Source organism: Sporosarcina sp. D27, from assembly GCF_000586555.1.
Classification (GTDB): Bacteria; Bacillota; Bacilli; order Bacillales_A; family Planococcaceae; genus Sporosarcina.
In genome coordinates this window covers 313,591-332,122 of sequence record NZ_AZUC01000046.1, presented here as the reverse complement: position 1 = coordinate 332,122, position 18,532 = coordinate 313,591, and the positions used below count along the sequence as shown (strand labels likewise).

General features: G+C 40.1%; 19 protein-coding genes. 14 read left to right on the top strand and 5 right to left on the bottom strand.

Features of this window, described 5'->3' with window-relative positions:
* The first annotated feature begins 4 nt into the window (after positions 1 to 4).
* The 3 genes from N693_RS0109980 to N693_RS0109970 are packed head-to-tail and all read left to right on the top strand — an operon-like array spanning position 5 to position 5,096.
* The gene (locus N693_RS0109980) at positions 5 to 3,820 is read left to right on the top strand and encodes an AAA domain-containing protein (protein ID WP_025784640.1); all 3,816 of its coding nucleotides are present in this window, start codon (positions 5 to 7) and stop codon (positions 3,818 to 3,820) included.
* Positions 3,821 to 3,841: 21 nt separating this feature from the next.
* Positions 3,842 to 4,621: a hypothetical protein gene (locus tag N693_RS0109975; RefSeq protein WP_025784639.1), complete on the top strand. Its 780-nt coding sequence runs from the start codon at positions 3,842 to 3,844 to the stop codon at positions 4,619 to 4,621.
* Positions 4,611 to 5,096 (top strand): cupin domain-containing protein, encoded by a 486-nt coding sequence (locus tag N693_RS0109970; RefSeq protein WP_025784638.1) that lies wholly within the window; start codon positions 4,611 to 4,613, stop codon positions 5,094 to 5,096. Before N693_RS0109975 ends, N693_RS0109970 begins: the two co-directional genes overlap by 11 nt.
* A 45-nt stretch (positions 5,097 to 5,141) precedes the next feature.
* On the opposite strand, the gene N693_RS0109965 is transcribed toward N693_RS0109970, so the two are convergent.
* The gene (locus N693_RS0109965; protein WP_025784637.1) at positions 5,142 to 6,134 is read right to left on the bottom strand and encodes an LCP family protein; all 993 of its coding nucleotides are present in this window, start codon (positions 6,132 to 6,134) and stop codon (positions 5,142 to 5,144) included.
* Between the two features lie 341 nt (positions 6,135 to 6,475).
* On the opposite strand from N693_RS0109965, the gene N693_RS0109960 reads away from it, so the two are divergent.
* Positions 6,476 to 7,333, top strand: a complete 858-nt coding sequence (locus N693_RS0109960; protein WP_025784636.1) for a YitT family protein — start codon at positions 6,476 to 6,478, stop codon at positions 7,331 to 7,333.
* Positions 7,334 to 7,372: 39 nt separating this feature from the next.
* On the opposite strand, the gene N693_RS20215 is transcribed toward N693_RS0109960, so the two are convergent.
* The gene (locus N693_RS20215) at positions 7,373 to 7,525 is read right to left on the bottom strand and encodes a hypothetical protein (protein WP_156028903.1); all 153 of its coding nucleotides are present in this window, start codon (positions 7,523 to 7,525) and stop codon (positions 7,373 to 7,375) included.
* 104 nt (positions 7,526 to 7,629) lie between these two features.
* Between N693_RS20215 and N693_RS0109950 the strand changes: the two genes are divergently transcribed.
* The 4 genes from N693_RS0109950 to N693_RS0109930 all read left to right on the top strand — a co-directional run bounded on the left by N693_RS0109950 (position 7,630) and on the right by N693_RS0109930 (position 9,656).
* The gene (locus N693_RS0109950) at positions 7,630 to 7,932 is read left to right on the top strand and encodes a YunC family protein (protein ID WP_025784635.1); all 303 of its coding nucleotides are present in this window, start codon (positions 7,630 to 7,632) and stop codon (positions 7,930 to 7,932) included.
* Positions 7,933 to 8,149: 217 nt separating this feature from the next.
* Positions 8,150 to 8,329 carry a hypothetical protein gene (locus N693_RS0109940; protein ID WP_025784634.1) on the top strand — a complete coding sequence of 60 codons (180 nt, stop codon included), beginning with the start codon at positions 8,150 to 8,152 and terminating at the stop codon, positions 8,327 to 8,329.
* Between the two features lie 91 nt (positions 8,330 to 8,420).
* A complete protein-coding gene (locus tag N693_RS0109935; RefSeq protein WP_025784633.1) occupies positions 8,421 to 8,924 on the top strand; it encodes an antibiotic biosynthesis monooxygenase in 504 nt (167 codons plus the stop codon).
* A gap of 129 nt (positions 8,925 to 9,053) precedes the next feature.
* Positions 9,054 to 9,656, top strand: coding sequence for a superoxide dismutase family protein (locus N693_RS0109930; protein WP_025784632.1), 603 nt, complete (start codon positions 9,054 to 9,056; stop codon positions 9,654 to 9,656).
* A gap of 45 nt (positions 9,657 to 9,701) precedes the next feature.
* Here N693_RS0109930 and N693_RS0109925 read toward each other — a convergent pair whose 3' ends face one another.
* The 3 genes from N693_RS0109925 to N693_RS19975 all read right to left on the bottom strand — a co-directional run bounded on the left by N693_RS0109925 (position 9,702) and on the right by N693_RS19975 (position 10,663).
* Complete coding sequence (locus N693_RS0109925) at positions 9,702 to 9,980, bottom strand: DUF2653 family protein (protein ID WP_371257554.1); 279 nt, start codon at positions 9,978 to 9,980, stop codon at positions 9,702 to 9,704.
* On the bottom strand, positions 9,980 to 10,414 hold the full coding sequence (locus N693_RS0109920) for a hypothetical protein (protein ID WP_025784630.1): 435 nt from the start codon (positions 10,412 to 10,414) through the stop codon (positions 9,980 to 9,982). The genes N693_RS0109925 and N693_RS0109920 overlap by 1 nt, the downstream gene beginning before the upstream one ends.
* A 93-nt stretch (positions 10,415 to 10,507) precedes the next feature.
* Entirely contained in the window at positions 10,508 to 10,663 is a 156-nt protein-coding gene (locus N693_RS19975; protein WP_081760197.1) for a DUF1540 domain-containing protein, read from the bottom strand.
* A gap of 244 nt (positions 10,664 to 10,907) precedes the next feature.
* Here N693_RS19975 and N693_RS0109910 point away from each other — a divergent pair, with 244 nt between their 5' ends.
* The 6 genes from N693_RS0109910 (at position 10,908) to N693_RS20615 (ending at position 18,498) form a co-directional block, all read left to right on the top strand.
* A complete protein-coding gene (locus N693_RS0109910; protein ID WP_025784629.1) occupies positions 10,908 to 11,357 on the top strand; it encodes a DUF1641 domain-containing protein in 450 nt (149 codons plus the stop codon).
* Between the two features lie 35 nt (positions 11,358 to 11,392).
* Positions 11,393 to 12,577, top strand: a complete 1,185-nt coding sequence (locus tag N693_RS0109905; RefSeq protein WP_025784628.1) for an NAD(P)/FAD-dependent oxidoreductase — start codon at positions 11,393 to 11,395, stop codon at positions 12,575 to 12,577.
* Positions 12,578 to 13,065: 488 nt separating this feature from the next.
* Entirely contained in the window at positions 13,066 to 14,859 is a 1,794-nt protein-coding gene (gene glmS / locus N693_RS0109900) for a glutamine--fructose-6-phosphate transaminase (isomerizing) (RefSeq protein ID WP_025784627.1), read from the top strand.
* Between the two features lie 557 nt (positions 14,860 to 15,416).
* Complete coding sequence (locus tag N693_RS0109895) at positions 15,417 to 16,307, top strand: PhzF family phenazine biosynthesis protein (protein ID WP_025784626.1); 891 nt, start codon at positions 15,417 to 15,419, stop codon at positions 16,305 to 16,307.
* Positions 16,308 to 17,045: 738 nt separating this feature from the next.
* Positions 17,046 to 18,023: a DUF4822 domain-containing protein gene (locus N693_RS0109890; RefSeq protein WP_025784625.1), complete on the top strand. Its 978-nt coding sequence runs from the start codon at positions 17,046 to 17,048 to the stop codon at positions 18,021 to 18,023.
* A 49-nt stretch (positions 18,024 to 18,072) separates the two neighbouring features.
* Positions 18,073 to 18,498: a hypothetical protein gene (locus tag N693_RS20615; protein WP_253271178.1), complete on the top strand. Its 426-nt coding sequence runs from the start codon at positions 18,073 to 18,075 to the stop codon at positions 18,496 to 18,498.
* Positions 18,499 to 18,532 lie beyond the last annotated feature (34 nt).

The following is an 18,532-nucleotide window of genomic DNA, read 5'->3' as shown; positions in this document are numbered from 1 at the left end:
GGCCATGAACCGACATACCTTTGAAGAGACGGTAAAATGTGAATTGACCATGACAACGAGTGCTCGTAATGGGATTGAAAAAATCACCAACGACGAACATTCTTTTTTTGCTTTGCAAAAATCATTCTATGTACATATTGAAAAAAGACCGGAAAATCAGCAAGGGAGCCAAGCATTTTCCTTTTTCTTTGACCCTGAGGAGAATGTGAAACTGAAAGAATTACTGGATGGTCGTGTTCCAGTGCTTGAATGCATCGTTAAAAACGATGGGTTTCTTGCGACAGGCTTTCATGTGCGTGGCAAAAGGGAACCTGTAGCGACGAATCGACGACTGCGAGCAACAATGAAATTCAAGTTAGGAAAGAGCTCTGGGATTTCGTTGCCCATCGATTTTGCAACACTATTACGTGAGCTTCCGATTGCAGAAGAACGTTCTGAATATGTGAAAAAACGAATTGGTGGTTGGGAAGGTTACTTGCGAATCATGGAAAAGAACGCGGATGTTGAAGATATTCACGCTCGTGTAAAATCAGTTACATTGAGTGAAGATTTCCGACAAGCGTCTATCCGAATCGATGGTCTGCCGGGTAAAGCCTGGAGAACCATTTCTGGATTTTCTGCAAAGTTTGCAGGTGTGGCTTATGACTTGGGGAATGTCGTCAATGCGGATAGAAAAACAAATCGCATTGACGTAGAACTGAAGAATAGCGCGATACAAAGTGCGCGTAAAACCGGTTTTCAAGGAAAAGATTTCGAGTCAATCGTTTTCAGTAACTTTGCAGAACTAAGCCAAGTAAGAAGGCTAAGAAGAGGATTCAAAGATTTGCAAGACGGACTAGCCGCAAATGCAAACCTGGAAAAAATCTTATTTGAAGAACGTCCTGTTGTAAAAATAACGAATCGCAGGGAGCCCCTTGAGTTCGAAACCTCTCTGAATGAGTTCCAACAGGAAGCAGTCAACGGAGCGATGAATGCAAGTGACTTATATGTTATCCAAGGACCTCCTGGAACAGGAAAGACTACAGTCATTTCGGAAATTTGTAATCAGGCGGTAAAAGCAGGTTTGCGCACCCTCGTTGCCTCTCAAGCGAATCTGGCTGTAGATAATGCATTAGGAAGGCTACTCAACAACCAAGACATCCGGATTTTGAGGTACGGTAGGACGGAAAGTATTGAAGAAGAAGGCCGCAAATTCATTGAAGAAAATGTAGCAGAGCATTGGCGGACTCAAACTTTAGCAACGATGGAGTCCCAACTTGAACAACACAGTCAGCTTGAATCGACTCTGCGTTTAGAGGAAGAAACATTAAATCAGAAAAACAAAACGCTGATTGAGCGAAGAGTTGAGTTACTAGAGCAACAGCAGCAATGGAATGACAACAAAGAAAAACTACGGATACTCCAACAGGAAATAAAAGAAATACAGCTTAAAAAACAGGAAGTACAACTTGCAACCGAAAAAAATGAAGCAGCAAAGAAATCATCTGAGGGCAAGTTAGAAGAAGCAAAGCATGAAATTATTCGATTAGAGAAGTTAACGACTGGGGTATCTAAAGGAAACCCTACGCTGAGTGAACTTGAAAGTGAACGTAAACAACTAAAAGAGCGAATCGATTTACTCAAAACGAGTCAATCGTTAACTGAAATGGTTGCTCAAGTAAATGAGTTGCAGACGTCAATTGACGATACAATAGCACGGATTGCATCTTATCAAAAAGCGCTCACTAAAATGACGGCAGTAGGAAAGCTGAACGATTTGAAAGATATTTTGGACGAAGTTGAGTTTGTTCCACCTCCACAACTCGATCACAAAATGACTGAACTGATTCGTCAAATTGATCGAATTCAAGAAGTGGGAGGGGAAGAGAGTTTTACAGCATGGTCTGATACGGTTGCCCGAGTTGATAAAGCAATTACTACCGTAACAAAAATCCTGGAAGAGCATCAATTTCATAATCGTATACGCGTTCCAAAAGGATTCCGGAATCGCCATTCTCTGCAGTCAATCCAAGAAACAGTTAGTCGTGTTGGACGTTATTTAGTTCAGCCGAATGTGAAAAAGATTTTAAGCACAACATCCTTTTCAGTAGAATCCTATGATTGTCTGGAAAACTTAACAAAAGCCGTGGGGTTACTGCATGATCGCAAGAATTTCATTTCTGCGTTTCTTTTAGAAGCACAATCCACGACTTCGTTATTTGAAGACATTAAAAAGAAAGTAACAGAAGTCTTCAATGAGAACCTTTCAACATTTACGGCTAAACATAAACAACTGCAAGGTCGTTATGACCAGTTAAACGGGCAACTGTCAGAGGTTCAGTATCTGAGTGATGAAACTTCGTCGCCTGAAGCGATAGCTACGGTTCTTAATGAGGTTGAAATTTCACATGAAGCTATATCCAAAACTATAAAAGACACTCTCGAAGCAGAGGAATCCCAGAAAGTAATTAAGCAAGACCTAGAAAAAGCCCGTGAACAAAGAGAAACAATTCAAGTTGCCCTCCAATCATTCTCAAACCTAGAAATTGAACAAAATGAGCAACTGAATGGACTAAACGGTACAATTATTGAGAGGCAGACGCAGGAAGGGAAACTTACACAATCATTATTAAATGACCCGGCTCCACTTTTGACAAAGAATGCACAAGCCGAAAAAGAATTGGAACTGCAATTAGAGCTGGTTAACAAGCAATTAGCGAACGTTCCAGCCATCCAATCTGTCCAAAAAACATGGCATCAGATGCTGACAGAAGCAAGCCCTTATGATTTGGACGAAATTAGAAAATTATATGTCAAACACGCAAATGTGATCGGCACTACATGTGTCGCTTCCGCTCGTAAAGAATTTGTAGAAGAATATCCGGTATTCGATTTAGTCATTATCGACGAAGTTTCAAAAGCAACCCCACCTGAATTGTTACTCCCGATGCTAAAAGGGAAAAAAATCGTGCTCGTAGGTGATCATCATCAGCTCCCACCACTAGTTGGACAAGAAACGATGGAAGAGTTCTTAGAAGAAATGCCTGATGATGAACAGAAAAAAGATATGGAGCGTCTTTTGAAAGAATCTCTATTTGAACGGTTGTTCAGAACGTTGCCGAAGCAAAATAAGACGATGTTAGGTATTCAATACAGAATGCACGAACGCATCATGAAGTCGATCACGCCGTTCTACAATGAAAACGGCTATGAGCTCCTTTGTGGCCTCCCTGATTCTGATGCGGCACGAGCACATCATCTTAAAACAGATATAATTGGACCAGAAGATCATCTACTTTGGATTGATCAACCTAATACTCCTGATTTCTATGAAGCGAAGCCAAAAGGTGGGACAAGCCGCTACAATGAAAGTGAACTATCAGCCATTCGTGAAATGATAAAAGACTTGGATCAGGCTACGGCAACAGCGATTGAAGAAGGCAAAATCCCAATAAATACGAAGAAACAAGTGGGCGTAATCAGCTTCTACGGGGAGCAAGTTAAACGTATCAATCAGCTTATTCAAGAGGAACTACAGACAGAGCATTTAACGTTCCGAACGGGTTCTGTGGACAAATTCCAAGGGATGGAAATGGACATCATAATTGTTAGTTTTGTTCGGAATCATGGGGAGGCGAGCGGTGAGATTGGATTTGCGAAGGACTACAGACGTCTCAATGTCGCACTCTCTCGGGCAAAAGAACTGCTGATGATCGTTGGGAGTTCTGATATGTTCATCAACAAACCTAAATCCAAAATGACTCGTGATATGTACCAACATCTATACGACGAAATTAGTAGGCAAGGTGGCATCCGATCCCTTACCGAATCCGTTAGCTAACGACAGGAGGTGGGGCCCAAAGTGGAAGAATTGAAAAAACGACTGCAAAAAGAATTGCAACAATCATTGGATTGCAAAGTTTTAGCGGGCCAATCCTGGGCATTCACAGCACACAAAGTGCTTGTTTCTTACACTACCGTAACGAAAACTAAAATGGATGTTTTGATGAAAATGATGTTGATGTCTGTGCAACAACTTAGCATAGAACGTCCAGACGAACTTGCTCATTTATTAGGTGTTGAATTATTATTTGTTGAAGACCTTCTTTCGATTATGAAAGGTGCAGGACTTTTAGTGAACAAAGGTGTCTGGTCAATTACAGAACTAGGGGTATCTCAATTAACAACTGGTATGCTACTTCATGAAACGGAAACAGAAGAGTCGGTACTGGTAGTGAGCCCCCTTCATAACGAATTCCTAGATGTCGAGAAATCGCTAACACTTCAAGAAGATCTGCACCCCTTCCGATATGAAGAGGATCCAAGTAGATGGGCTACAGATGATATTTCTACTGACTCATTGCAATTGGAGCTTTCTGCATTAGTAGAGCTCGATAATACTTCTGAACGACAGCGAGTCGTGGAACAAGTCCTGAAAGTTGAAAAAATCGAACAGATTCAAATTCCTTGTTTCGAGTTCCACATTTACAATACAAATCAGGATGCCTTATATGCGAGAATTTGGAATACGTTCACTGAGCAGTGGGATGAAACGTTGGAACAACTTGTGCATACCAATGAGCGCTCAAGTTGGCGTGAACGGTACTTAACTAAAGAGGAGGAAAACATACATGAAACGTAATGCAGCGTATTGGACAAAACAGTTAAAATTAGAAACCCATCCGGAAGGTGGCAGCTTTGCTGGCGCTTTTGCAGCTGGAAGCACGATAGAAACACCTGCAGGAACAAGGCCACTCTATACAAGCATTTACTTCATGTTGGCGGACGGGGAAATCTCTCATTTTCATCAGCTCCAGTCAGACGAACTTTGGTATTATCACGATGGAAATGCTTTAACCGTCCATATGATTTCAACTGATGGAGAATATTCTTCAGTGAAACTAGGATTGGACTTAGAAAAAGGAGAACAACCGCAAATTCTCGTTCCTGCGGGGGCAATATTTGGTTCATCTATGATTGAAAGTGGAGACTATGCGCTCGTGGGATGTATGGTATCACCTGGATTTGATTTTGAGGATTTCAAATTGTTCACTGAAGAAGAGTTGGTAGAACAGTTCCCTCAACATACAGAGATTATTAAAAAGATGACACCTTAAAAAAGACGTTCAGCCGTATGTGGCTGAACGTCTTTTTATAAGTACTTACTCACTATCTGTATTGACATCGGTATTTTTATTTGTCGATGTCGAATTATCAGAATCAGAAGACAGAAAATCCTTAAGAGCCTGTGAGTTCTCTTCGAAGTCAATCATTAATACCTGACCGACACCCGGGATCCGTTGCTTTTCGTCGAATGATCCGTCAATTGGCAAACGCATGGATTCTATGCCGGATTCTTTGTTGCTCAACAACCCTTTTCCAATTGAAATCATAGTTTTCTTATCTAAGTTCGTATGCACGTAGCTGTCGGCCATACCAAGTAACTTAGGAAGACTTAGTATACTGTGTAGACTTGAAGCTTCGGTTTTCAACTTAGCAAGGGCTTCTTGCTGTCGCTCTACACGTCCAAAATCACTTTTGCTATCATGCCGGAATCGTACATATCCTAACAATTCATCCCCATTAAGGCGTTGAACGCCAGGTTCTAATGTCATGTTAATGCCATGAGACATTTTATATGGGATATCGACTTCAATTCCATCGGGTGCAATAACATCGACCATCTTAGGGAATCCATCGAAATTGACTTCGGCGAAATAATGGATGTCTATCCCTAAATTCTCTTTGATCGTTTGACGAACAAGCTCTGGGCCCCCCAATGAGTAAGCTGCATTCATTTTATGTTTACCGTGTCCCGGGATATCGACGTAAATATCACGCATGATGGAGACTGTTTTCAGTTCCTTTGTTTTCTGATTATAGTGTCCAATCATTAGTGAATCAGAACGTCCTTCATCATCATTTGGACGCGCATCTGATCCTAATAGTAAAATATTGATCTCCCCATATTGTGGTTCAGGAGCGTTAAATATATCTTCTTCATCTTTATCGGGTTTTTCGCCTGCAAGGGATTGTCCAGCTTTAAACTGATCAAACAAAAAATAGGACACACCACCGATAAGGAGAAATAAAAGGAGTAGGATCACCCAAATTTTTTTCTTTTTTTTACGAGTTCTGCGTTCAGAACGGTTCATAGTGCCACCACCTGTAGTTGGTTCCGCAAGTATGCGGTTTGTTGCTTGATAAGTAGGACGCATCTCTACAAGAAATGTTTTCTCAAATCATTTATTAGTCTCTAACTAATGAAGCATACGACTTAATTCAATTTTTTGCAATAGTTAACTACCTGTCGAAAGTATGGATTGTGATTGCATAGAGAGGGTATGCTAGTTATAATAACATTTGAATAGATGGTTGACTCACCTTTACATTAAAGGTGTGACGGATTGTCCTTGTCTTCTCCGTCGGACAGGACTTTTTTTATTTCTCTAATTCACATTAAAAAATTATGGATGTATATGAAAGGAGATGTATGATGTTTTTTATTGAAGCTAAACGAATTGTTACCGTTATTTTAGGCGCGTTATTATTGGCGGTATCGTTGAACTTATTTCTCATTAACGCAAACGTTTATGCAAGTGGCTTTGCAGGGATTGCCCAACTCCTCTCAAGTGTTCTTTCGGACTTTGCAGGACTGACTGTGTCTACTGGGGTGCTCCTCTTAGCATTGAACGTTCCGGTTTTCATATTGGGATGGTTTAAAGTGGGGAAAGGCTTTACCATTTACAGTATCGTTTCTGTAATTTTTACAACGATTTTTATGGGGATTCTCCCGGTAATGTCATTATCAGATGATATTATCCTAAATGCTGTATTCGGTGGAGTTATTGGCGGAGTTGGCGTTGGGATTTCGCTGAAACTAGGGGCTTCTACAGGTGGAATGGATATCGTTGCGATGGTGTTGTCCCGTTTACAAGATAAGCCAATTGGAACCTATTTCTTATTATTGAATGGGATTATCATTGTAGCAGCAGGATTTTTATATGAACCAGAAAACGCGTTATATACTATGGTTGCGCTTTACGTTTCGACTGCAGTTATTGACGCTATCCACACACGTCACGAGAAAGTGACTGCCATGATTGTAACTCGAAAAGCTGACGAGCTCCAGGAGGCTATTCATAATCAGATGGTACGAGGTATTACAATCTTGCCTGCTAAAGGTGGATATACAAAAGAAGAAAAGAATATGATGTATTTGGTCATAACACGATATGAACTGTACGATTTGGAAAAAATAATTAGTGAAGTCGATCCGAATGCTTTTGCAAATATTGTTCAGACTGTAGGCATTTTTGGTTTCTTCCGTCGCGAAGGGCAATCGATCACATAATGTTGGAACACCCTGCCATGAAACACAGCAGGGTGTTTTTTACTTTTTCTTTTCTTGCTCAGACTTTCTATAAAGTTCTTTTAGTGCTTCACGTTTTTCACCATATGAAGAATAATCAGCAGAAAATTCTTCACGTTCAGGCAATTTAGGGGGGATTGACTTCTTTTCACCATCTATATTGCGCTTCGCCAATTGTAAACCTCCCTCCTTTTTTAAAAAGTATTTGTAGTAATGACTGCTTTTAGTCACCGCTTGTAGACGGGTGCCATACTTATAGAGTGAAAGGGGAGGATGGGGTGGTAACCGTTACTTCAGTACAGATTGAGGGTCATAGTTTTACAGCAGTCTCCGTTTCGCTTCCGAAAACAACATTGCTGACAGTTTCAAACGAGAACGGGTATATTATGTGTGGCGCACTTGACGTTGGATTGTTGAACCGCTTGTTATCAGATCGTCGTATTATAGCGGGGCGTGCAACAGGTGTAAAAACAATTGACGAGTTACTTGCCGCACCGCTGGAATCGGTTACTCTTGAAGCCGAAGAATGGGGTATAACGGCAGGAATGACAGGAGAGCAAGCATTGTTGAAGATGTTATGACGTTCAAACAGAAAGCAAAACAAGAATCTCAGGGTTTTATTGAGATTCTTGTTTTGTTTTTGACACATATCTTTAATAAGTTCGTTTTGAATCATGGATTATTGTTGCGATTCCCTATCTGATGTTTTATGATGAAAATGAGAAACAATCTCAATGACTACATAATCGCCATGCGGTCAACTGCGAAAGGTTTTTGCGCATGGGAAAGGTGAGTGCTATGAAAAAAATCATTTTCGCTGCAATTGTTTGCGGCGTTGCTTTTGCAGCTCTTGCAGCAAGTAATTTCTCCGGAGTTTTCACCGACGGTCTGATCGCGGGGCTTCTGGTAATTACGATTTTAGCAGGCTCATCGGCCATCATCGCAGTCAAAGCACGCAGAAAGCAAGCATGGCATTGAACAAATGATCTGAATGTAGCCGGCAGGTGATTTCTGCCGGCTTTGCTCTTTTTTAATGCAACTTTTCATTCAATCAGATAGGGGACAGCATATGAATATTCATGTAACTTACGGAGATGTTACCGAGTTAAAGGCAATTAAAGAAAGTTTAACAGAAGAGCAACTTGTTTTGATGGAACTTGGAAACGAAGCTGTACTTATCCAAGAAAACGAAGGTTCTGCAGGATTCGCTGAAGCAGATTCTTATACGGTACTCGACGCTTCAGGTGAAATTATCAAAGGAAACTATGCAGTTTTCAATAACATTCCTGTTACTTCAGAAGGTAGAGAACTTTTTGAACAACGATTTATGGGGCGCGCTCGTCAGATAGAAGATACTGAAGGGTTTTCTGCAATTCGAGTACTTCGTCCATTAGAGAGCGATACGTACGTCATTTTGACAAAGTGGCAAGACGAGGCGTCATTCAAAGCGTGGCAAAATTCTCAAGCATACGCGAATGCACACAAAAAGCGTGGGACAGACGAGGGTATCGATAAAAAACCAAATATTTTCTCTCGCCCATCGTTTGTGACAACATATCAAAAAGTAGACTGATTGAGCATTCAGAACCGGTTTCCCATTTAGTAATGGGAGATCGGCTTTTTTATTTTGCTTGGTATAAATGTTTAAAAACGATATGCAAGTGATAGAGAACATTATAGGGTAAACTAAGGAGGGGTTAAATTGAAGAGGAAAGTCACAATTTTGCCATCATTGGCACTTATGATTGGCCTGGCAGCATGTGGAGCTGAAAACGATTCAGAACAGGCGATATCAGGACAAGATGTTGAAAAGAATAATGAAATTACTGAACCTGGAAATGACACGCAATCGGAACCGTTTACAGTTCTAGTGGATTTAAAAGATGCGGATGGTCAAACAACTGGAACTGCGGAATTGGAAGAGACAGACGATGGTGTCAATGTGCATGTAAAGGCGGAAGGACTTCCTGAAGGAAAACATGGACTCCATTTCCATGAGACCAGTGTTTGTGAAGCACCTGACTTTGAATCTGCAGGTGGCCATTATAATCCGGAAGAAACGAATCATGGACTTGAAATGGAAGGAGGACCACATGCAGGTGATCTGCCGAATTTGGAAGTAGGGGTAGATGGGATTGTAGATGATGAATTCACTGCTAAAAATGTGACATTGGAAACTAGTGAACCTAATTCTTTGTTTAAAGATTCTGGTACAGCACTTGTGATTCACTCTGGGGAAGATGACGGTGAAACTCAACCATCCGGAGACTCAGGAGAACGAATTGCATGCGGCGTTATTAAGTGACGAAAAAATGGACAACCTTGAAATCAGGTTGTCCATTTTTAAAAGTTACATGAGAGAGGCGATAATTCCCCGCTCATCATCCAATAGGAATTTAATGCCCGCAGCGTAAGGATCTTGGTGAAGTTGCTCTTCAATCCATAACCTAAGTGCTTGGGTCATGTCGAATGTATTCATGTTGACGGTCATCCCGTTTACAGAAGCTTCTGCATAAAAACCTTCGTCATCATCATAGAACAGTTCAACTTCTACTTGCTCTGGTGTAACGGATTTGTTTTTTGCCTGATGAAGGCAAATAGCATTAATGATGTCTTGTTCCTCAATCATCAGTTCTGCCACCGATGCATGTCATCTTTATCTTGTTTCTTTTTCTTGAAATACAGATAAGCCATCCGGATAACGCCGATAATTGCGATGATCGCAAAGACATTAACGAGTAAGCCTAAAATCGAACCAAGAATACCCATGTTAGCAAACAGACTACCGAATAGGAGCCCTGCTAATCCACCCATCATAAGGCCTTTCATCATCCCACCGGATTTTGGCTTAGCTGTTTGTGAACCATTGTTTTTAGTGAAGGAAGTATTGTCCTTCTTATCGACTGCTGGTTTGTTGAAATTGTTTTGGTTAGGTGAAAATCCTTTTTTGCCTGATTTGTAGCCTTTCGCTTCTGCCGATGGTGAATGATCGTTAAACACAATTGTTCCAATCGGTGAAAGAATGAGCGTGAGTGCTAAAAATGCTGCCGCAATTTTTTTCATGAACTAGTAAAACCTCCGATGAAGTATTGGATTGATTTCAATCCTCTTCATCATTGTACAATAGAATGTTTCAAAGTTGAAATAGTTCACTCTTTACAATTGAGGCACGAACGTTTTACAGTCTGTTTCACTGCTGGACTTTGCGTGGTTGCCTTTCTTGCTGACGACATAAATTTCATCGGCTTCACACTTGTTTCCCTCAGACCAAAACTTGCAATTATTCACTTCACATCGAATCCGCTGTCCCATTCCAAGCACCTCCTTTTTTTGTATAGGATGTGCAAGACATACGTCACTATACAAAGTAAATAAATATTAATTAAATGCCAAACTAAAAACTTGAAGTATATGAAAAAGAGGCGTATAGTGACTTGATGGTAATCTGATTAGGAGATTATGAAATGCGGATTTGTAAAAATTTTACGTAGTATTCAGCACATAGTTTACCTAGCTTCAGAACAAAATACATTAAACTAAAAAAGGGGATTTGCACATGACTACGCCGCTCAATCCTGAAGAAGCAGCAAACGTTGCTACAGAAGGCACACAGCTACCTTCCGATCAAAAACAAGATATTCTAGACCAGTTGCTTAAACCAGAAGTTCAAGAATCTTTGACAACTCTTGTTGAAAAACTTCCACAACTAACGGAACTTGTTGACTTAATGACAAAATCCTATGATGTTGCCAAAGCAGTTGCAACAGACGAAGTATTGGTTAACGACACAACTGAATTCATGAAAGAAATCGTAGGACCTGTAAAAGATTCTGCGAAAAATATGGCAGCGACTGTAATCGAAGCAAAAGATCTTGCTGCAAAAAATACTGAAACAATCGGCTTGTTTGGTCTTATGAAGATGATTAAAGACCCTGAAGCACAACGCATTTTCCGTTTCTTGAGTGCTTACCTAGAAATTTCTGGACAACGCAACCATACAAAATAATATCGACTAATTAGTTAGTAGAAGGGGACTAGACAATGACCAAACACATCGTTATTTTAGGAGCAGGTTATGGCGGTCTTTTGACAGCGCTAAATGCTCGTAACTTCCTGTCAGAAAGTGATGCAACAATCACACTTGTCAACCAAACACCAACTCACCAAATTATTACAGAGCTTCACCGTTTAGCTGGAGGAACAACTAGCGAAGGTGCGGTTGCACTTCCTCTTGAGAAACTACTTGCTGGTAAAGGAGTAGAATTGAAAATCGCGACAGTTGAGAACTTTGACGTGAATACGAAAAAAGTAAACTTGGCTGGCGGAGAGACACTTACTTATGATGCACTAGTTGTTGCACTTGGTAGTAAAACAGCGTACTTCGGAATTCCAGGACTTGAAGAAAATAGTATGGTTCTTAAATCCGCGAGTGAAGCAAATAAAATCTTTAAACACATCGTGGACCGCATTAAAGCGTATGCAACTTCTCATGACGAAGCAGATGCAACAATCATGATTGGCGGCGGCGGTTTGACAGGCGTTGAGCTTGTTGGTGAAATCGTAGACAACATGCCTAAAATTGCACGTGAGCACGGTGTAAACCCTGCTGATTTAAAGATTATGCTTGTTGAAGCGGGTCCGAAAATCCTTCCAGTACTACCTGATCACTTGATCGAGCGTGCTACGGAAAGTCTTGCAAAACGTGGCGTTGAGTTCTTAATTGGACTTCCTGTTACAAACGTTGAAGGTAACGAAATTTCATTGAAAGACGGCCGTGTCATTAAAGCGAATACATTCGTTTGGACAGGTGGCGTTACTGGTAATCCACTCGTTGGAGAATCTGGTATTGAAGTCGACCGTGGTCGTGCAACTGTAAACGAATTCCTTCAATCTAAATCTCATCCTGATGTATTTGTTGTTGGTGACAGTGCTGTTGCTTTCCCTGCAGAAGAGGGAGCACGTCCATACGCACCAACTGCACAAAACGCTTGGCAGATGGGCGAACTTGTTGGATACAACGTGTACGCAATGCTTACAGGCAAGTCTATGGAAGTGTTCAACCCAGTAAATTCTGGAACACTTGCTAGCCTTGGCCGTAAAGATGCAGTTGCATCAATCGGTGGAAACAATACATCCCTTAAGGGAATGCCAGCTTCATTGATGAAAGAAGCAAGTAACATCCGCTACTTGACTCACATCAAAGGACTATTCGGTCTCGCTTACTAAGAAATACTAGAGGACAGTCACAGAACTTCAGTTCATACTGAGTTCTATGACTGTCCTTTTTATTATTTAAGGAACGATTATGTGTGGAGTTGTATATTATATTCTTACTACGTTTGTTTGCTAATAGTCAGAACGATTCGTCATTTGACAGAAGAAAACTAGATTCGCTATAGTTAGCAGTGACGGCAATTTAGTCCGTGCAAAAAGGAGAGTAGTAGGCACGTAAAATATTGGAAAACAATTAAAGCGCCAGCGCCGAGGAAATCGCACAGATTCTCGGCAGACGAGGTGGAGGTTCATCGAACATTCGGCGGATGCCTCCTGATCGCAGATACCCGATCACATGCAGTTCCTAAAACACAGGGGTAACTCAGTGACACAAAAGGGATGTAGCAGGTATCATATAAATTTAATGGCCAGTCCGGGCAGAACTGCCTGAACGACCTATACAGTTATGACTCCGGACTGCCTGATGCGGAGGAACAATTATGTGCGGAATTGTAGGCTATAACGGAAAGAACCAAGCGGCAGAGATTTTATTGAAAGGGCTGGAGAAGCTCGAATACAGAGGATACGACTCTGCTGGGATTGCATTCCAAACTTCTAAAGGTGTGCAAATGTTCAAGGAAAAAGGACGTATTGCAGATTTAAGAGACGCAGTAATGGAAGAAATCGATGCACACGTCGGGATCGGTCATACGCGCTGGGCGACACATGGTGTACCAGATCAGAAAAACTCACATCCACATAAAAGTGCATCTGGACGTTTTACACTTGTCCATAATGGCGTCATTGAAAACTATGAAAAACTGACTCGTGAATACTTGCAAGATGTTCAGTTAGTTTCTGATACGGATACGGAAGTCATTGTCCAGCTGATTGAACACTTTGCAAACTCTGGAATGACAACAGACGAAGCATTTCGTAAATCATTGTCATTGTTACATGGCTCGTATGCAATTGCGATGTTAGATGAACAAGATCCGGATACGATCTTTGTTGCGAAAAATCGCAGTCCATTACTAGTTGGAGTATGCGAAGAGTGCAATGTAGTCGCATCTGACGCCATGGCAATGCTTCAAGTGACCGATCAGTTCATTGAGTTACATGACGGTGAAGTTGTTTTGCTTGGAAAAGATGGCATTGTGATTGAAACCCTTGATGGCGATAAAATCGAGCGGGCTCCTTATACAGCTGAACTTGATATGAGTGATATTGAAAAAGGGACATATCCTCATTATATGTTAAAGGAAATCGATGAGCAGCCAGGTGTGATGCGTAAAATCATCGATGCCTACAGCACGGAAGAGGGCTCTTTGGATATTGATCCGTATATCAAGCAAGCATTTCAACATGCAGACCGTCTTTATATTATTGCAGCAGGAACAAGCTACCATGCGGGCTTAATAGGAAAAGAATACTTTGAAAAACTAGCTGGTTTACCAGTCGAAGTCCACATTTCTAGTGAGTTCGGCTATAATATGCCACTTCTTTCTAAAAAGCCATTGTTCTTGTTTATTACACAATCTGGTGAGACGGCAGATAGTCGACAAGTGCTGGTAAAAGTGAAAGCACTAGGATATCCATCAATCACAATGACCAATGTGCCGGGCTCTACGCTATCGCGTGAAGCGGACCATACGTTATTATTGCACGCAGGACCAGAAATCGCTGTTGCATCAACTAAAGCGTATACTGCTCAACTCGCAGTGCTTGCGATCACTGTTTATTCATTAGGCGGAGGTTCGCGGAAGCTAGACTTGAAAAAAGAGTTAGCAATTGCAGCTAATGCGATTCAAACGTTGACGGATGCTAAAGAAGAGATGGAAAAGATCTCTCTAGAGCTATTAATCGAAAAACGTAACGCCTTTTTCATCGGACGTAACCTCGACTATTACGTGAGCTTAGAAGGTGCACTAAAGCTGAAAGAAATCTCCTACATCCAAGCAGAAGGGTTTGCAGGTGGAGAACTGAAGCACGGAACAATTGCATTGATTGAAGATGGGACTCCGGTTATCGCACTTGCGACTCAAGCAACTGTCAGCCCTAATTTACGAGGTAATGTAAAAGAAGTCACAGCCCGTGGCGCACACGCCTGCATCATTTCGATGGAAGGGGATAGTGAACCAGGAGATCGACTTGTATTGCCTCACGTCCATGAGCTATTATCGCCACTTGTTACAGTTATTCCGCTTCAGTTGCTTAGCTATTATGCATCGTTGCAGAGAGGCTGTGACGTGGATAAACCACGGAACTTGGCGAAGAGTGTTACAGTGGAATAAGAAAATTTAAATAATATAAAGTGGTGTACCTGATAAATTAAGTTCTTCCTTAGCCAAACAAACTATTCCATAAAACGAGTGAAAATCGGAGGATTCCCTCTTATTTTCCTCGTTTTTTTGTGTCCAAAAGCGGAGAAAAAGCAGGAAAAAACCCTTCATTCGGAATCCCTTTACCCTGATTTTCAGTGGCAACTTATTTTCCTGAAAAGACAGGATTCTATCAAAAAATAGGGGGAAAAAGAAGTGATTTAAGGAAGAATCAATTTGCCTACAGAAATTAGGAAAACGGAAGAAAGGCAGGAAGGACAAGAGTTTGTGAGAAGAGGGTATTTACCGTTTATGTTTTGCGACTACAACCTCATTCTAATTTTAGCACGAGGTTATGTTTGCTTGAACTTTTAGAATTAAACAACTTTATTGTGAAGAGATAATTACTGTTTCGTAATAATAAGGTTTTAATAATATGAGCTGATACACCAGATGAATAGTGTAGGCACTTGTCAATTGCGATACAATAAAAGTAAGGACTGATTTTATGGTTGAATGAGGTGTGTATTTTGACAAAAGTAAGTATAAAGCACATTGATGCATTTAGTTCCATACCAGAGAAAGGAAATCCTGCGGGTGTCGTATTGAATGGTGAGGATTATACAGAAAAACAAATGCTCGCTATTGCTGAAGCAGTTGGATTTAATGAAACAGCTTTTGTTGTTCCTTCGCATGTTGCTGATTTTCGAATTCGTTATTTTACACCTGGACATGAAATGAACTTATGTGGCCATGCGACAATGGGAACAGTTTATGCATTAAGAATGAATGGATTATTAGAAAAATCGGCTTTTACGATTGAAACAAATTCAGGTGTACTGCCGATACAGATTCGTGAAGAAAATAATCAATTACTGATAACTATGCAACATGCGAAACCACAGTTTCAATCATTTGGTGGTTCAAAGTCTGATTTAGCAGCTTCCATTGGATTACGTGAAGAAGACTTACATTCTGAATATCCTATCGTTTATGGAAGTACAGGCATTTGGACCTTAATTATCCCAATTAAAGAGTTATCAAGCTTTTCAAAAATGACACCAAACACCGAAGAATTTCCTAAGGTTTTATTAGAGATGCCAAAAGCTTCTGTACACCCTATTTGCTTTGAAGTGCGCGATTATGAAAACGATATGCACGCTCGTCATTTTTCATCACCTACTTCGGGAACTATTGAAGATGCAATTACAGGAACAGCTTCAGGAGTGATGGGAGCTTATTATAAAAAGTATGTAAAAAAAGATATTAGTTTACCTGCAACACTTATTGTTGAACAAGGACATGAAAAAAATAAAGATGGACGAGTATATGTACATGTAAAAGTAGAAAAAGAGCAACTAGACATCTCTATTTCAGGTACGGCTGTTTTTGTAAAGAATATTGAGATTGAAATTGAATAATCCTGCATATGGGGGCGTTCTTTAAAGATTTGCATCCGAATTAAAGTTATAGAATGTCTACCGATATTATTGTCGATATTTCACTATAAAGTTACGTATTAATAAATCGTCTTCGAGGGAATCATTTCTCCTGAAGACGATTGTTTTATTTTAAAGCATTTTAAAATTCAAGTAATAAAGAAAATAATACGTAAATCTCTTTAGAATCTATATAAAGTACTCAAAGTGTTTCATTTCTAAAGCGTTTTACAAATATTTGAATTTGAAATAGAATATAAAATGTAAAACATATTGTGTATTTACGACGCGTTAGGTTGGAGGTTTAGTGAAAACTTGATTAGTGAAGAAGTACAAATGTTTTTTAAAGGACCGGAAAATGAAAAAAATAAGCAATTATGCTTTTGTTCCTAAATCAAAATGAAGTTGCTGTAAATCAAGTAGCTGAATTAATAGGTATTGGACAATCACCAGCTTCTGAACAGCTATCCCAGCCTTCAACAGCAGAAAAGAGATCTCAACCAATCGATCGGTAGTACAAGTAATTGGTATACTCATAGCGAAACGAATCAGGATATATGGGTCGGATCGGCAACCTTTATTATTGTTATGCCGTACATTCTATTGGTGTTTATATAAATTTAATATTTTGTTCATGTAGGTTTTATATATTGTTTATATGGATTTTATATTCCCTGTTTACTATAAGGGTAGACGAAAATTAAAGGAGATGTAAAATCTATGTTTACTAAGCAAAATTTATTTATGTTCATTTTGAGTGGTGCCCTTATTCTTACGGGGTGCAGTGCAAATGATGGTGCTAGTGAAGACGCAGGGCAGGAAACAACAACTCAGGAAGAAACTAGTCAAGGCGAAAATGTATCGAGTGGTGAAGAGCTGTCTAAAGGCGTAGAACTATCCAATATCCTTACTTCTATAAATTGGCAAGGAACCAAAGTATACGATGAAGAAGGAAATGATCTAACGGAAGAAAACGGTAATTTTATTGGATTGGCAAAATACGATCAGGAAACGAATCGCTATGAATTTTTCGATAAAGAAACAGGTGAAACACGCGGGGATGAAGGTGTTTTTTTCATCACGAATGATGGGGAGAAACGGATTTTAATTTCCGAAAGCATGGGGTATCAAGCAGTCGTGGATATTACGGAGATCACTAATGAAATCTTTACCTACAAAAGAATGGGGGTAGATAAAGAGGGGAACGAACTCGAAGTGTATGTTGAACACGTTCCATTTAATGATTCTGACCTCGAATTTACAAATGCTGGTCCGGAGTTAACTAGTGAAACAGGAGAAATTGTTAAAGATATTCCAGGTGTTCGTATTTTAGCGGATACTTTGTGGAATGGTACTATAGTGTTGGATAAAGACGGCAATGATGTGACAGAGTACAATAGTAATTTCATTAGTATTGCTAAATTTGATGCGGATACAAGCAAATATGAATTTTTCGATGTAACGAGTGGGGAAAGTCGTGGAGATTTTGGCTACTTTGACGTCATCAACGATAATAAAATTCGTACACATGTCTCGATCGGTGAAAATAAATATGGTGCTGCTCTTGAAATCACGGAGTTAAACGATGAGCGCTTTACGTATAAACGAATGGGTAAAGATGCTGATGGGAATGACATTGAAATCTATGTGGAGCATGAGCCTTATAAAGGTGAATTTGATCCATCCTTTGGATTTTAATTAAACATAAGCTGTCCAAATAATATAGCTAAGGAGGGGAGGAGGCAGTATGAATATGCGTACACAGTTTTTAGTCGCATTTCTCGGAAGTCTATTTGTTATTATTTGCTCGATGGTCGCTATATTTTGGATGCTGTTGTTTGCAATAAATGGACAAGCCTCCTCACCTGTTCAGCTGTATAAATCCGTAACGCAGCAAAAACAAATTACATATGACGAACAAGAAGCATTGGTTACCTTTCGTAAGATCGCTAAGGAAAATCCGGATGATTTATTGAAGCCTTCCATTCAACATAGTATTGATAACTATGAAATGAAAGGTTTGAATATCGTTATACGGAAACAAGGCGATATCCTCTATCATTCTCCTGACCTTGTTGTAAAATCTTTACTCGTTCACGTCCCGAAATTTGATACTGATAATATTTACACGCAAGGCACGATTGAAAACAAAGGAAGTTTTTTCGCTATCTAAAATTCGACTTTCGTTTTTCTGATAATGATAAAGG